10 protein-coding genes and 1 pseudogene are annotated in these 14876 nt (G+C 72.3%); 2 read left to right on the top strand and 9 right to left on the bottom strand.

The window, feature by feature from the left end; genetic code table 11:
- Positions 1-227 precede the first annotated feature (227 nt).
- The 8 genes and pseudogenes from MTP03_RS06015 to MTP03_RS05980 all read right to left on the bottom strand — a co-directional run bounded on the left by MTP03_RS06015 (position 228) and on the right by MTP03_RS05980 (position 8820).
- Complete coding sequence (locus MTP03_RS06015) at positions 228-2846, bottom strand: ATP-binding protein (RefSeq protein ID WP_248491134.1); 2619 nt, start codon at positions 2844-2846, stop codon at positions 228-230.
- A gap of 11 nt (positions 2847-2857) precedes the next feature.
- Entirely contained in the window at positions 2858-3994 is a 1137-nt protein-coding gene (locus MTP03_RS06010) for a metallophosphoesterase (RefSeq protein WP_248491133.1), read from the bottom strand.
- 80 nt (positions 3995-4074) lie between these two features.
- A complete protein-coding gene (locus MTP03_RS06005) occupies positions 4075-4860 on the bottom strand; it encodes a hypothetical protein (protein WP_248491132.1) in 786 nt (261 codons plus the stop codon).
- Positions 4861-6123: a DEAD/DEAH box helicase gene (locus MTP03_RS23445; RefSeq protein WP_371820898.1), complete on the bottom strand. Its 1263-nt coding sequence runs from the start codon at positions 6121-6123 to the stop codon at positions 4861-4863.
- A 101-nt stretch (positions 6124-6224) separates the two neighbouring features.
- Positions 6225-6920 (bottom strand): annotated as a pseudogene (locus tag MTP03_RS23440) (SNF2 helicase-associated domain-containing protein); the annotation flags it as partial.
- The gene (locus MTP03_RS05990; RefSeq protein ID WP_248491131.1) at positions 6917-7336 is read right to left on the bottom strand and encodes a hypothetical protein; all 420 of its coding nucleotides are present in this window, start codon (positions 7334-7336) and stop codon (positions 6917-6919) included. The pseudogene MTP03_RS23440 and the gene MTP03_RS05990, both read right to left, overlap by 4 nt.
- A 400-nt stretch (positions 7337-7736) precedes the next feature.
- Positions 7737-8360 carry a GNAT family N-acetyltransferase gene (locus tag MTP03_RS05985; protein WP_248491130.1) on the bottom strand — a complete coding sequence of 208 codons (624 nt, stop codon included), beginning with the start codon at positions 8358-8360 and terminating at the stop codon, positions 7737-7739.
- A gap of 10 nt (positions 8361-8370) precedes the next feature.
- Positions 8371-8820, bottom strand: coding sequence for a thioesterase family protein (locus MTP03_RS05980; RefSeq protein WP_248491129.1), 450 nt, complete (start codon positions 8818-8820; stop codon positions 8371-8373).
- Between the two features lie 118 nt (positions 8821-8938).
- Here MTP03_RS05980 and MTP03_RS05975 point away from each other — a divergent pair, with 118 nt between their 5' ends.
- Together MTP03_RS05975 and MTP03_RS05970 are read left to right on the top strand one after the other, a co-directional pair.
- Positions 8939-9724 (top strand): hypothetical protein, encoded by a 786-nt coding sequence (locus tag MTP03_RS05975; protein WP_248491128.1) that lies wholly within the window; start codon positions 8939-8941, stop codon positions 9722-9724.
- A 137-nt stretch (positions 9725-9861) separates the two neighbouring features.
- Positions 9862-13596: a multifunctional oxoglutarate decarboxylase/oxoglutarate dehydrogenase thiamine pyrophosphate-binding subunit/dihydrolipoyllysine-residue succinyltransferase subunit gene (locus MTP03_RS05970; RefSeq protein ID WP_248491127.1), complete on the top strand. Its 3735-nt coding sequence runs from the start codon at positions 9862-9864 to the stop codon at positions 13594-13596.
- A 572-nt stretch (positions 13597-14168) separates the two neighbouring features.
- Here the strand turns inward: MTP03_RS05970 and MTP03_RS05965 are convergent.
- On the bottom strand, positions 14169-14828 hold the full coding sequence (locus MTP03_RS05965) for a TetR/AcrR family transcriptional regulator (RefSeq protein ID WP_248491126.1): 660 nt from the start codon (positions 14826-14828) through the stop codon (positions 14169-14171).
- Between the last annotated feature and the right edge of the window lie 48 nt (positions 14829-14876).

Here is a 14876-nt window from a genome sequence, read left to right as displayed (position 1 = left end):
TGTCCGTAGGGGCCCTGCGGGTACCGCGGGGCGGCGGCTGCTTCGACTTGGCCACTGCTGCGACGATCAACACCACCGCGGCGGCTACAGCACCCAGCACGACGACGGCGACGAGCAGGACGAAGATCGGCGCGTGCATGAGACCCATGCCCTCAGCCTGCCACGATGCCCAGCCGTCCGCAGGGCGATACTGCCGCCCGCCGCGGCCGGATCGCGTGAGTTCCGGTCTAACCGAACGACACCTCAGTGACGCCGTCACGGCCGCGGAGGGCGTCGAACCGGCCGGGGACGCAGCTGAACACGATCACCTGCGCGCCACGGCCGGCCTCGACCAGCGCGTCGGCCATCGCGCCGAGGCGCGCCGGGTCGCTGTGGCCGAGAGCGTCGTCGAAGATGACGGGCGCGCCGTCGGCACCGTCGACCAGGCGGGCGCAGGCGAGCCTGCTGAGCACGCCCAGCTGCTCCTGTGCGCCGCCGGACAGCGATTCGAAGGGCACCGTGACCCCGCCGACGGTGCGCGAGACAATGGTCAGGTCGTCGCCCACGGTAATGGTGAGCGGGTCACCGAAGACGGTGCGGCCCAGCTCCTCCAGCGCCCGCTGATACGGGGCCTGCACGCGGGCGCGGCGGGCGTCACGGTGGGCCGTGAGGGTGTCGTGCAGCAGGGCCGCGGCGCGGGCCCGCTCCTCCACCGACGCCAGGGCCCGGGTGGCGTGGACGAGCTCCGTCTCGGCCGCGTCGAGCCGGTCGCGGCGGCCGTCGGCCTGATACACGGCGAGCTCGGTCTCGAGGCGCAGGATCTGCTCGCGGGCCTCGCGCTCCGCCTTCGCCGCCGCGTCGGCGTGGGCGCGGGCCGCGGCGAGGCGGGCCGCGAATCCCGCGACGTCGGCGTCCCGGGCCGCCGACTCGTGCGCGGCCAGTTCGGATGCGGCGGCAGCAGCAGCGGCGACTGCGGCATCGGCGGCCGCACCCAGCGCCTCGTCCGCGGCCACCGCGCGGTCACGTTCCAACTCCGCCGTGAGCTCCGACGCCCGGAGGTCGAAGTCCTGCAACCGATCCGCCGCCGACCGCGCCGCCGCTTCCGCCCGGTGCAGCTCCTGCTGCTTCTGGCCCAGTTGCTCGCGGGTCTGCTTCTCCTCGGCCCTCGACGCGACCTCGGCCTGGGTGGCCTCCATGAGCCCCTGCTTGGCCGCCTCGGGATCCACCGCGAGCAGGTCCGGGTCGACCGCGGCCTCGAGCGCCACGATCCGCTCGGCCGATTCGTCCGCCAGCGCGCGCAGCTCGGCGACGGTGTGTTCGCCCAGCGCGTGCGCCAGGGCGATCCGGGCCTCCTGCAGCTCGATCTCGATCGCCTCGCGCGCCTCGTGCAGCTCGCGTGCCTCCGCCGGGTCCGCCGCACCGGCGTCGCGACACGCGGCGAGCACCGCGGCGTGCGCGGCCTTGACCTCCGCGGCGGCGTCGGCGCTCTCGCCGCGCTGCACGACCTCGATGCGCACGGCACCCGGCACCTCGACGACGGTGCCGTTGCCCGCGATCACCTCGACCGGCTCCTCACCGATGTTGCGGCCGTCGACGAGCACATCGGAGAATCCCAGACGCTCGAGCGTGAGCGTGGCGGCCAGCGCCGAGAACCGCGCCTGCGCCTTCTCGTGGCGCTGCTCGGCGATCACGATGGCCTGCAGCACGCGGCGGTCAAGAGGGTTGGCGGCCAGCCGGTTCCGCGCATCCTCCACGTCCTTACCGAGGAGCTGCGCCTGGTCGATCCGCTTGAGGATCCGCTCGTAGGTCACGGACTCCCGCGCGTAGTCGACCGCGTACTGCGCCTGCGCCTTCCGCTCGCGCCGGTCCGCCGCTACCGCGGAAAGCTCGTGCACGGTGGTCTCGAGCCACGATGCCTCCGCTGTGAGCACCTCCCGGTCGGCCAGCGCCCGATCGCGCAGCACGCGCACCTGTGCCGCCCGTTCGGCCGCCTTGGCCTGCTGCGCGACGAGCCGCCGCCGCCGGTTGGCCGCGTCCCCCGCCCGCTGCTCGCGCAGGGTGGCCGAGTCGAGTACGGCGCGCGCGTGCGCGACCTGTGTCTCGAGGCGGTTCACCCGGTCCTGGTCGGCGCTCATCGCCGCGAGCGCAGCGGCGGCCGCGGACCGTCGCTCCTGCAGGCCGGACAGGAGGGTGGACGCCGCCTCGTGCCGCTCGACGACCTCGTCCACCTCGCGCAGCGCCGCCTCCGCGGCCTCGAACGCCACGCGGGCCGTGGCCTCGCGTGCGCGGGCGGCCGACAGCTCGCCCGTCGGGCGGCCCGTGGGCGTGAAGTACCGCGCACGCTCGGCGAAGACGGCCTCGGCGAGCCGTTCGGCACCCGGCTCGTCGTCGCCCGCTCCGCCGGATGCGGAGTCCAGCGCCGTGGCGAACGCCGCGCTGTCGCGGAGCGAGGGCTGCTCCGGCCCCGGCCCCTGCAACACCGTGAGAGCCTTGAGCAGGTCACCGTCGACGAACCGCGCCATCTGCTCCGCGACCCACGCCTCCGCGCTGCCGCCGGTGAGCTGCTGCGGGGCGGGCTCGAGCACCGTCAGGGTGGTGCCGGGCCGGCGGTGGTACTGCTTGGCGTACACGAAGCGGTACGGCCCCACCGTGAGCTCGGCCTCCACGTACGGGCCGGCGTCCCGATGCGCCGGGCACACCGCCTCGACCCGCTGCGACCTGGACGTGGCCTTCACGTCCAGCAGCAGTTGGAGGGCCTCGACCATCGACGACTTGCCGGCCTCGTTCGGCCCGTGCAGCAGCGTGACGCCGGTCTCGGAGAAGGCGATCTCCCGCTCCACGACGCCGCGGAAATCCCTGACCGCCAAGCGGTGCAGCCTCATTCGCCCACCTCCTGGCGGGTGAGGCGGTAGAGCAGCGCGAGCGCGCCCGCGGCGTCCGCGGCGCGCTCCGCCCCGCTCCGGGCGACGCCGAGCAGTTCCTCGGCGGCACCGGCGGCCGGGCCGGTGAGTTCCAGCGATTCCAGCTCCACCTCGCCCGGCAGTACCGCGAGATCCGTCTTGCGCTCCCACAGCTCGACCGCCGCGAACCGCGCCCGCAGCGCCTCGAGCTCGTCGTCCAGCGCGGCTTTCGCGCCGAGCCCGACTGTGCCCGTGAACCCCACCTTGACCACGGTGCGGTCCTTGTCCGGCAGGGCCGACAGCGCGGCGACCGCGGCCGCCACGTCCGCCTCCGAGGACAGGGGGAACTCCCGCGAGGCGAACCGCCACGTACCGACGCGCTCCGCGGTCACCTCGGGTGCGCCCGACTCGGGGACCTCGACCACGAGCACCGAACCGGACCCGTGCTCCTTGTGGTCGAAGGCGGTGACCTCCGGTGCGCCGGAGTACCAGACCCCCTCGGCGACCTCGGTGACCGAGTGCCGGTCGCCGAGGGCGACGTAGCGCAGTTCGCCCGCGGCGATCCGCTGCGACAGCGCGGCCACGTCGATCAGGCGCTGGTCCTGCGCGCCGACGGGCAGGGTGCCGCCGTGGCCGACGGCGATGCGGACCACGCCCGCGGCGGGCGGTGCAGCCGCGGCGACGGCCTCGGTGAGCGGATCGCCCGCGGGATGCTTGGAGAACCACGGCGCCGCGAGCAGCTCGACGCCCGGACGCACCTCGTGCACGCCGGGCGCGTCCAGCACGACCACGTTGGCCGGGCGGTGCCGGGCGAACACCTCGGACGTGTAGATCGAGGCGGCGTCCAGCGGGTCGTGATTGCCGGGCAGCAGGTAGACGGGACGATCGATCGCGGCGATCCGGTCAAGACTGCGCGCGATGACCGCGGGCGCGAGGCGGTTGTCCTCGAACACGTCGCCACAGACCACCACGAACTCGGCCTCGTGACACGCGGCGACGGCACCGAGCCGCGAAATCGCGTCGAGTCGCGCGTCGGTGAACCGGGCCTGCGCGTCCGCATCGAGAAAGTGCCGGGTCATCCCCAGCTGCCAGTCCGCCGTGTGCAGAAATCGCATGCCCGTCACCCCCTCGTAGGTCGCCCCTCAGGGTAGTGACCCCCACCGACAGGTTCGGTCACCGACGCGGCCCCGCCGCGTCAGAGCGGGTCGCGGAGGCGGTCGTAGAGCTCGGCCAGCTCGTCCTGCGCCTCGGCGACGTCGGCGGGCTTCGTCCCGGTGCGGCGCAGCGCCGTGCGCAGCAGCGCGGGGTCGAGCAGGGTCATCGCGTCGATCGGGGACGGCTCCGGCAGCGGCGGCAGGTCGTAGCCCTCCCCGTAGAAGGCCGCGGCCCCCGCGTCCCAGGCGTCGGGATCCCAGCCCTCGCGGGCACCGTCGGCCTCCGGGGTCGACGGTGCGGGCCCTTCCCGCTCGGACGTGCTGACGCGCGCCAGCAGCCCCGCGAGCGGGACGCCGGCGAAGTCGAGGATCAGCGACGGGTCGGCGTCGGCGGCGGCGCAGAACTCGTAGGTGACGGCGAGGGCGTGCACGCACGCGCCGGAGTCGTCGGGGCACGCGCAGTCGACGATCACGTCGGACGCGGTCTCGGGCAGCACCAGCTCGCCCAGCGTGCGTCCCAGCTCGCCGCGCGTCACGCCGAGCAGCTCCGCGGCCGCGCCCTGCGCCACCAGCAGGGAGACCACCGCGGCCGCGTCGCCGGGCACCCGCGACAGCGCGACGCCGAACGGGTCGAGCTGGCTGCCCTGGACCGTCGCGGTGATCGACGCCGGCACCACGGCGAGCGAGTACACCTGGTGCTCCTGGTAGAGGCGCCGCGCGTACTGGACCTTGCGCCGCTCGGTGACCTCCTCGCGCTGCTGGATCAGGCGCCGGCCGAACCACGTCGCGCCCATCGGCCGCGCGGTGTCACGCGCCTTTCGCGCCATCTAGACCACCGCCTCGTCCCGCAGGGCGACCAGCTCGTACAGCTCGTCGTTGTTCAGCTCCGTCAGCCAGGCCTCGCCCGTCTGCACCGTCATCGATGAGAGCTCCCTCTTGGCGGCGATCACCCCGTCGATCCGCTCCTCGAGCGTGCCCGCGCAGACGAACTTGCGGACCTGCACCGCGCGGGTCTGGCCGATGCGGAAGGCGCGGTCGGTGGCCTGGTTCTCGACGGCCGGGTTCCACCAACGGTCCACGTGGATCACGTGATTCGCGGCGGTGAGGTTGAGCCCGGTGCCGCCCGACTGCACCGTCGCGACCAGGGCGGGGGCGCCGTCGCCGGACTGGAACCGGGCGACCAATGCGTCACGCTCGGCGCGCGGCACCCCGCCGTCGAGCACGGGCACCTCCGCGCCGAGCAGCCCGGTGAGCCAGGGCTGGAGCATCCGCGCGAACTCGGCGTACTGGGTGAAGACGAGCGCACGCTCGCCCTCGTCGGCGACGGTGGTGAGGATGTCGGCGAGCAGCTCGACCTTGCCCGAGCGGTGCTGCCCGCGGCGCAGCAGCGGCGAACCGTCGCCGAGGTAGTGCGCGGGGTGGTTGCAGATCTGCTTGAGCCGGGTCAGCGAGGCCAGCACGAGACCGCGGCGGCCCATGCCCTGCGATTCGCGGAGCTCCTCCACCAGCCGGTTCAGGGTGGCCTGATAGAGCCCCGCCTGCTCGGGCGTGAGCGAGGCGCGCACCGTGAACTCGGCCTTCTCGGGCAGCTCCGGGGCGATGGCCGGGTCGGTCTTCTCGCGCCGCAGGATGAACGGCGAGGTCAGGGTGTTGAGCCGGCGCACGGCAGCCTGGTCCTGTTCGCGCTCGATCGGCAGCGCGAACCGATTGCGGAACGTGCGGGCCGAGCCGAGCAGGCCGGGATTGACCAGATCGATGACGGCGCGCAGGTCCTCGAGCCGGTTCTCCACCGGCGTGCCGGTGAGGGCGACCCGATGCGCGGCCGGGATGGACCGCAGCGCCTTCGCGGCCGCGGTGTTGACGTTCTTGACGTGCTGCGCCTCGTCGACCACGACGCGGCCCCAGTGGTGACCGGCGAGCAGCTCCCGGTCGCGGGCGGCGAGCGCGAAGGTGGTGAGCACGACGTCCGAGGCCGCCGCGACCCGACCGAACTCCTCACCGGTCGGCCGGTCCGTGCCGTGGTGCACGTGCACCCGCAGGCCCGGGGCGAAGCGCTGCGCCTCCGCGACCCAGTTGCCGACCACCGACATCGGGCAGACCAGCAGCGTGGGCCGGACCGACTCCCCGCCTCACGCTCGTGGCAGAGCAGCGCGAGCACCTGGATCGTCTTGCCCAGCCCCATGTCGTCGGCGAGGACGGCACCGATGCCGCTGTGCCACAGCGTGACCAGCCACTCGAGCCCGCGCAGCTGGTAGTCGCGCAGCTGGGCCTTCAGCGTCGACGGTGCCGTCACCTCCGCCGGGGCGATGGTGCCGCCGCGGTAGACCGAGTCGAGCCAGCCGAGGCCGTCGACGGCGGCGAGCGGGGCCGGCAGGGCCGCGGGATCGGCGATCATGCCGAGCAGGTCGCTCAGGTCCGTGCCGGACTCGGCGGCGGAGCGTTGCTCGGCGACGAACCGCGCGGCCTGCGCCAGCGTCCGGCGATCCGCGCGCACCCACTTCCCGCGGACCTCGACCAGCCCCGACGCCGCGTTCGCCAGGGTGGCCAACTCGCTCCCGGTGAGAACGGTATCGCCGACCGCGAGCTGCCACGCGAACTCCTTGATCTCGGCGAGGCCGGCCTGCACCGTGAGCGCCGTGCGGCCGGGCTGCTCCCGCCCGACGAGCCGCAGCGCGGGGCGCACCGTCGCGATCGACGCGGGCAGCAGCACCTCGTAGCCGGCCTTCGTCAGCCCGGGCGCGCCCTCGAGGAACAGCGCCTCCGCCTCCTCCGTGGTGAGCAGGAAGTCCAGCGACGAATCGTCCTGGGCGACCCGCTTGAGCGGCGGATACACCGCGAGGGCCCGGGCCAGCTCGCCCGCCAGGTCGTCCAGGTCGACGGGGCTCATCCGGCCCGGGTCGGCGCGCACGGGCGCCGCGCCGGGGACGCGGCGGCACACCTCGAGCCGCCACGGCGTCCCGCCCGGCGTGCTCCGCGGCGCCAGGGGTTCTCGCCCGGGCCACGGCCGTCCGGCTCCACGAGCCGCAGCACCAGCAGGGTCTCGGCGGAGCGGACGCTGCCCGCCCATTCGGTCCACGCGGCGGCGGCCCCGGCGTCGGCGACGGCGCGGGCCGGAAGGGGCTCGCCGTCGACGAGGGCGCGCAGCGAGGGCGCCGCCACCCAGGACCACGGCCCGTCGCCGAGCCGCCGCCGGGCGTACCCGTCCGTGAGCTCCGCGGCCATGTCGAGGATCGCGGCGAGGTCCCCGTCCGGCGCAGCACCGGCGGCATCGCGGCCGCGGCCGTCTGTCCCCAGGTGCGCCACTGCACCGACTCGACGGGCGCCCAGCGCACGATCCACTCGCCGTCGTCGCCGCGCAGCGCCGGGCTCACGGCCCCGGCGGCGACGAACCGCTCGACGGACTTCGCGACCCAACGCAGGTACCGCAGGTCGCCGGCACCGTCGGACGGGGCGAGGGCGTCGAGCAGGGCGGCGGCGCGCTCCGGCCCCAACGTGAGGGCGGGCGCGACGAGGCGGCCCTGCGGCCCGGCGAACGTGACCGAGCGCCGGGGGCGGCGGTCGCCGAGGACCTCGGCGACGGGCCCGGGCAGGGCCGCGAGATCGGGCTCGGCGGTGGGCTCGCCGAGATCGTCGGTGAACCACAGCGCGAGTCCGAGGCCCGGGCGCCACAGCCCGTGCGCGGCGGCCTGGGGACGGGGCACGACTACTCCGGGACGGAGCGGTAGGCCTCATGCCGGTGGCGCAGACGGTGCCGCAGGTGCGCGTCCACCGTCGGCCACTCGTGCCGGAGGATCGAGAAGAGCACCGCGTCCTGCAGGGCCCCGTTGCGGTACCGCTTGTAACTGCGCAGGACCCCGTCCTGCTTCGCGCCGAGCCGGGCGATGGCCTCGCGCGACTGCGTGTTGACCCACTGCGTGCGCAGCCCGATGCACTCGCAGCCGAGCACCTCGAAGGCGTGCCGGAGCAGCAGCAGCTTGGACTCGGCGTTGGTGCCGGTGCCGTGCGCGGAGGCACGGTTCCAGGTGTAGCCGATCTCCATCCGCGGGACCGTCGCGTCGATGTCGTAGTAGGTGGTCATGCCGAGCACGCGGCCCGCGACGTCGATCGCGGTGAAGGGGATCATCCCGCCCTTCTCCTGCAGTTCCAGGCGGCGGTCGATCTCGGCGCGCAGGCCCGAGGGCGCGGGCACCGACGTGTACCAGCGGTCCCACAGCTGCCCGTCCTCGAGCGCTTCGAGCAGGCCGTCGTGCTGGTCGTGCGCCAGCGGCACGAGCGTGACCAGGTGGCCCGTCAGGGTGACGGGCTCCAGCGGGGTGAGGAACGCCATGGCTCGCAGGCTACTGCGGGGCACCGACGAGCAGGCGCTCCAGCGCGGCGCGGATCCCGTCGGGGACGCCCGCGGGGCGCCGCGTCTCCCGGTCGACGAAGACGTGGACGAACCAGCCCTCCGCGGCGGGCCGCGCCTCCGCACCGGGCGGGTCGCCGGCACCGTCGAACAGGGTGACGGCATAGGTGACGCTGGACCGGCCCAGCTTCGTGACCGCCAGCCCGGCGGTGACGGGCTCGGGGAAGGCCAGCGGGGCGTCGTAGCGGCAGTGAGATTCCACACACAGGCCGATCACGGGGCCGCCGTGGATGTCGAGGCCGCCCTCGCGGATGAGGAAGGTGTTGATCACCGTGTCGAAGAAGCTGTAGTAGACGACGTTGTTGACGTGCCCGTACACGTCGTTGTCCTTCCAGCGCGTGGGGATGACCAGGGTGTACGGCTGCTCGTCGATGCTCGGCACGGTCTCCGACGGTACGCGGGCGGGGTGCGGTCCGGTGCGCCGGTCGGGAACTTTCCGGGGGTCGTCGGGGGTTAGATGGGGTGAAAGGTCACCAGGATCGCTTCCGACGGAGGACACCATGGCGAACAAGCCCGCGCGCATCCAGCCCGATCAGCCCGGCGTCCCCGCCGTCCAGCACGACGGCGGCGGCGTCCTCGGGTCCGTCATCGACCGAACGTCGCGCCTGCAGGCGCCCGCGGTCGCCAGGTACGTCGCGAGCCTGCGCGCCGATCACCCGGACGAGGCGCCGGCGCAGATCATCGCGCGGTTGGAGAAGCGCTACCTGCTCGCGGTCACCGGCAGCGGCGCTGCGGTGGGCGCGGCGGCGGCCGTTCCCGGTGTCGGCACGGTCACCGCGATGGGCGCAGTGGGCGCCGAGACGGTGGTGTTCATGGAGGCGTCGGCACTGTACGCGCTGGCGGTCGCGGAGGTCTACGGCATCCCGATCGACGACCGGGACCTGCGGCGGGCCCTCGTACTGACCGCAGTACTCGGCGACGCCGGGCTCGGCGCGCTGCGCGCCACCGTCGGGGCGAAGAACGCGACGCTGCTGAACCTGAAGAAGAACCCCACCTCGATCCCCGGGCTGGGGAACCTCAACAAGCAGCTGATGAAGATGTTCACCAAGCGGTTCCTGGCGAAGAAGTCGCCACTGGTGCTGGGCAAGCTGCTGCCCGCCGGCATCGGCCTCGTCGTCGGCGCCGGGGGGAACCGGGTTCTGGGCAAGGGCGTCATCCGCAACGCCCGCGAGGCGTTCGGACCGATCCCGGTTACCTGGCCCCAGCCGCAGCTTCGGGTGGTCGAGGGCACGGCCGCGAACGGCCCGGAGCTCACGGGCCCGCGAGCGCAGCCCGGTCCCGAGTGAACGTACCGGTGTAACGGGAGTAACCCGACACACATTTTCCGTGGTGGACTACCCTGGACCGCGCGGACTTGCGCCGTCTGTGATCCAGTGCGGTGCGCGCTAGATGTGACGATGATGAAGCGAGGCGAGGACCTGCCGTGAGCAGCAGTTCTGTATCGGATTTCGGCCAAAACGAGTGGCTGGTCGAGGAGATGTACGAGCGGTTCAAGGCCGACCCCAAGTCGGTCGACCCGAGCTGGCACGAATTCCTCTCGAACTACACCCCGGGCTCGGCGTCGGGCAACGGTGCGGCGCCGGCGAGCGCGGCGCAGGCGAGCGCGGCGTCCCCCGCCGCACCCGCCGCCGCCAAGACCGCAGCGCCTGCGGTGGCCAAGCCCAAGGCCGCGAAGACCGCCGACACCACGCTGACGCCGGCGCCGGCCACACCGGTGACCCCGGCACCGTCGTCGCCCGCGAAGCCGGCCCCCGCACCCAAGGCGCCCGCCCCGGCGGCCTTCCCAGCCGATGAGGAGCGCACGGTGCTCCGCGGCGCGGCGAACGCCGTGGTGAAGAACATGAACGCCAGCCGCGAGGTGCCGACCGCCACGTCGGTGCGCTCGATGCCGGTCAAGGTCATGTTCGACAACCGCGTGGTGATCAACAATCACCTCGCGCGCACGCGCGGCGGCAAGATCAGCTTCACCCACATCCTGGGTTACGCGCTGGTGCAGGGCGTCAAGGCGTTCCCGAACATGAACCGGCACTTCGCCGAGGTCGACGGCAAGCCGAACGCGGTGACTCCGCCGCACATCAACCTCGGCATCGCGATCGACCTGGTCGGCAAGAACGGCAGCCGCAGCCTCGTGGTCGCGGCCGTCAAGGAAGCCGAGACCATGGACTTCGGCCAGTTCGTGGCCGCCTACGAGGACATCGTGCGCCGCGCCCGCCAGGGCAAGCTGGGCGCCGAGGACTTCGCCGGCGTCACGATCTCGCTGACGAACCCCGGCGGCATCGGCACGGTGCACTCGGTGCCGCGCCTCATGGTGGGCCAGGGCGCGATCATCGGCGTGGGCGCGATGGAGTACCCCGCCGAGTTCCAGGGCGCGAGCGAGGAGAAGATCGCGGAGCTCGCCGTCGGCAAGCTCACCACGCTGACGTCGACCTACGACCACCGCATCATCCAGGGCGCCGAGTCCGGCGACTTCCTGCGGTTCGTGCACGAGCTCACCCTGAGCGACGACTTCTGGGACGAGATCTTCCGCACGATGCACGTGCCGTACGAGCCGATCCGGTGGCGGCGGGACATCCCCGCCCACGGCATCGACAAGGACGCGCGGGTCCTCGAACTCATCGCGGCGTACCGGGCGCGCGGCCACCTCATGGCCGACGTGGACCCGCTGCGTTACAACAACGAGAGCCTCGAGTCGCACCCCGACCTCAACGTGCTCACCTACGAGCTCACGCTGTGGGACCTGGACCGCACGTTCAACGTGGGCGGATTCCACGGCGCCGAGCGGCTGAAGCTGCGCAAGGTGCTCTCGGTGCTCCGCGACGCCTACTGCCGCCACGTCGGCATCGAGTACGCGCACATCCTGGAGCCCGAGCAGCAGAAGTGGCTCGAGGAGCGCGTGGAGACGAAGGACATCAAGCCCACCGTCGCCGAGCAGAAGTACATCCTGAGCAAGCTCAACGCCGCCGAGGCGTTCGAGACGTTCCTGCAGACCAAGTACGTCGGCCAGAAGCGGTTCTCGCTCGAGGGCGCGGAGTCCGTCATCCCGATGATGGACGCGGTCCTGGATCAGGCCGCCGAGCACTCGCTCGACGAGGTCGTCATCGGCATGCCGCACCGCGGCCGGCTGAACGTGCTCGCGAACATCGTCGGCAAGCCCTACAGCAAGATCTTCACCGAGTTCGAGGGCAACCTGAACCCGTCGCAGGCGCATGGCTCGGGCGACGTGAAGTACCACCTCGGCGCCGAGGGCAAGTACTACCAGATGTTCGGCGAGAACGAGATCACCGTCTCGCTGGTCGCGAACCCGTCGCACCTCGAGGCCGTGGATCCCGTGCTCGAGGGCATCGTCCACGCCAAGCAGGACATGCTGAACGCGCCCGAGGGCACGCACCCCGTGATGCCGCTCATGCTGCACGGCGATGCCGCCTTCGCGGGCCAAGGCGTCGTGGCCGAGGTACTGAACCTGGCGAACCTCAAGGGCTTCGACAACGGCGGCACCATCCACATCGTGGTCAACAATCAGGTGGGCTTCACCACCGCCCCGGAGCACTCGCGCAGCTCGAAGTACTGCACCGACGTGGCGAAGATGATCGGCGCGCCGATCTTCCACGTCAACGGCGACGACCCCGAGGCCTGCGTGTGGGTGGCGAAGCTGGCCGTCGACTTCCGCGAGCAGTTCGACAAGGACGTCGTGATCGACCTCGTGTGCTACCGCCGTCGCGGCCACAACGAGGGCGACGACCCGTCGATGACCCAGCCCGGCATGTACGACGTGATCGACACCAAGCGCGGTGTCCGCAAGTCCTACACCGAGGCCCTCATCGGTCGTGGCGACATCTCGACCAAGGAGGCCGAGGACGCCCTGCGCGACTACCAGGGCCAGCTGGAGCGGGTCTTCAACGAGGTCAAGGAGCTGGAGAAGTTCCAGCCCGAGCCCGCGCCGTCGATCATCGCCGACCAGCCGCTGCCCAGCTCGCTGGTCACCGCGGTGCCGCTGGAGCAGCTGCAGCGCGTCGGCGATGCCTACGCCAACGTTCCCGAGGGCTTCACCGTGCATCCGCGCGTGGCGCCGGTGGTCAAGCGCCGCTTCGAGATGTCGCGCGACGGTGGCGTCGACTGGGCGTTCGGCGAGCTGCTCGCGTTCGGCACCCTGCTGGAGGAGGGCCGGACGGTGCGTCTGGCCGGCCAGGACAGCCGCCGCGGCACGTTCACGCAGCGCCACGCGGTCCTGATCGACCGGCAGTCCGGCGCCGAATACACGCCGCTCGAGCACCTCGGGCCCGACGGCAGCCCGTCCCCCGGCCGATTCGAGGTGCTGGACTCCGCACTCACCGAGTTCGCGGGTCTGGGCTTCGAGTACGGCTACTCCGTGGCCGACGAGTCGGCGCTCGTGTGCTGGGAGGCGCAGTTCGGCGACTTCGTCAACGGCGCGCAGTCGATCATCGACGAGTTCATCAGCTCCGGCGAGGCCAAGTGGGGCCAGACGTCCGGCGTGACGCTCCTGCTCCCCCACGGCCACGAGGGCGGGGCCCGACCACACGTCGGGCCGCATCGAGCGGTTCCTGCAGCTGTGCGCCGAGGGCTCGATGACGGTCGCGATGCCGTCGACCCCGCGTCGTACTTCCACCTGCTGCGCCGCCACGCCCTCGATGGCGTGCGCCGCCCGATGGTCGTGTTCACGCCGAAGTCGATGCTGCGCAACAAGGCCGCGGTCAGCCCTCTCGAGGACTTCACCACGGGCAAATTCCGCTCGGTCATCGACGACCCGGCCTTCGAGAAGGACGGCGGCGACCGCTCCAAGGTGACCCAGCTGCTGCTGGTCTCGGGCAAGCTCTACTACGAGCTCGAGGCGCGTCGGGCCAAGGACAAGCGCGACGACGTGGCGCTCATCCGCATGGAGCAGCTGTACCCGCTGCCCTCGCGGCGGCTGCCCGCCACGCTGGACAAGTACCCGAACGCCACCGACGTGCGGTGGGTCCAGGAGGAGCCGGCCAACCAGGGCGCGTGGCCCTTCTTCGGCCTGGAGCTGCCGGAGCTCGACGAGCGCCTGCGCGGCATCAAGCGCGTCTCCCGCCGCGCCATGTCGGCCCCGTGCTCGGGCTCGTCCAAGGTGCACGCCGTCGAGCAGGCCCAGATCATCGACGAGGCCTTCGCCCTCTGACCTGATCCGGCGGCACGACGTGCCACCAACGCCAGGGCCGGACCTCCCCTGGGGAGGTCCGGCCCTCGTCGTTCACTCCCACCGTCGACGGTGCCTCGCCCCGTCGGTGCCTCGCGCACCACGGGCCCGCGCCTCCGGGCGGCCGACTCGACTTCGACGGCCGATCAACGTGGACGGCCGGCTCATCTGGACCCGGCTGCAGCTGGACCGAGGCGGCAGCGGCAGCGGCAGCGGCAGCGGCAGCGGCAGCGGTGATCGTCCCCGCTCCGCGCCGAAACGCGTTCCCAACGTTCCCTCCCCAACTGCACGAACGGCTTCCAGCGTGGGCTCGATCGCCCCCACGCGTAGCCGTCTCCCCCACTGGGAGCCGGGTCTCCCCACCAGGAGCCGTCTCCCCCACTGGGAGCCGGGTCTCCCCCACCAGAAGCCAGACCACCCCCACCCGACGCCGCCTCCCCCGGCCGACGCCCACGTCAGGAGCCAGCTCTCCCCACGTCAGAAGCCGATTCCCCACCGCACGCCATGCCCCACACCGCGCGCCGATCTCTCCCAACGCACGCCGCGGCGCACCGTCAGACCACGCCGGACGTGAGATCCAAGCCGACCGCCCCCGCCATCCCCACGAACATGGTCGCGAGGTGGTCGACCACCTCGTCGCGGGTCATCTCGGCGAATCCGGCGTTCTCATCGAGCCACTGGACCAGGGTCTCCTCGACCACGGCGATCCAACCGTGCACCGCGAGCACGAACCGCGGCGAGCGCTCGATGCCGATGTTCTGGGCCTGCTCGACGAACTGGTTGACGATCTGCTCGCGCACCGACTTCACGGCGGTGCGGATCCGCGGCTCGGACCAGCTGACCCCGGCGAGCATGGGTAGCAGCGATTGCCGGTTCTCCATGATGTGGTCGACGTACGTGCCGAGCGTCGCGATGAGGATCGGCATCACCTCGGCGATGTCCTCGGGGTCCTTCTCCGGCGTGGCCACTTCTCCGACGATGCGGGCCTGTTCCTCGACGAGCGCCACCTGGAAGTCGAGCTTGGAGTCGAAGTAGTGGAACAACAGCCCCGCGGACACTCCCGCCTCGCTGGCGATCTCCTCGATCGACACCTGCTCGAGCGCCTGGTGCTTGAGACTCTGCAGACCCAGGTCGATGAACTGCTGGCGCCGCGCCTGGGGACTGAGCCGGGTGCGCTTGCGTCCCACGGCGGCGGCTACGGACTTTCTGGTCACTACTGAATCATACTCAATAGGTCGTTGACAGAGGTCGCATCCCAACCC

This window comes from Tsukamurella sp. PLM1, from assembly GCF_023168325.1.
GTDB lineage: Bacteria > Actinomycetota > Actinomycetes > Mycobacteriales > Mycobacteriaceae > Tsukamurella.
This window is presented reverse-complemented; position numbering and strand designations above follow the sequence as displayed.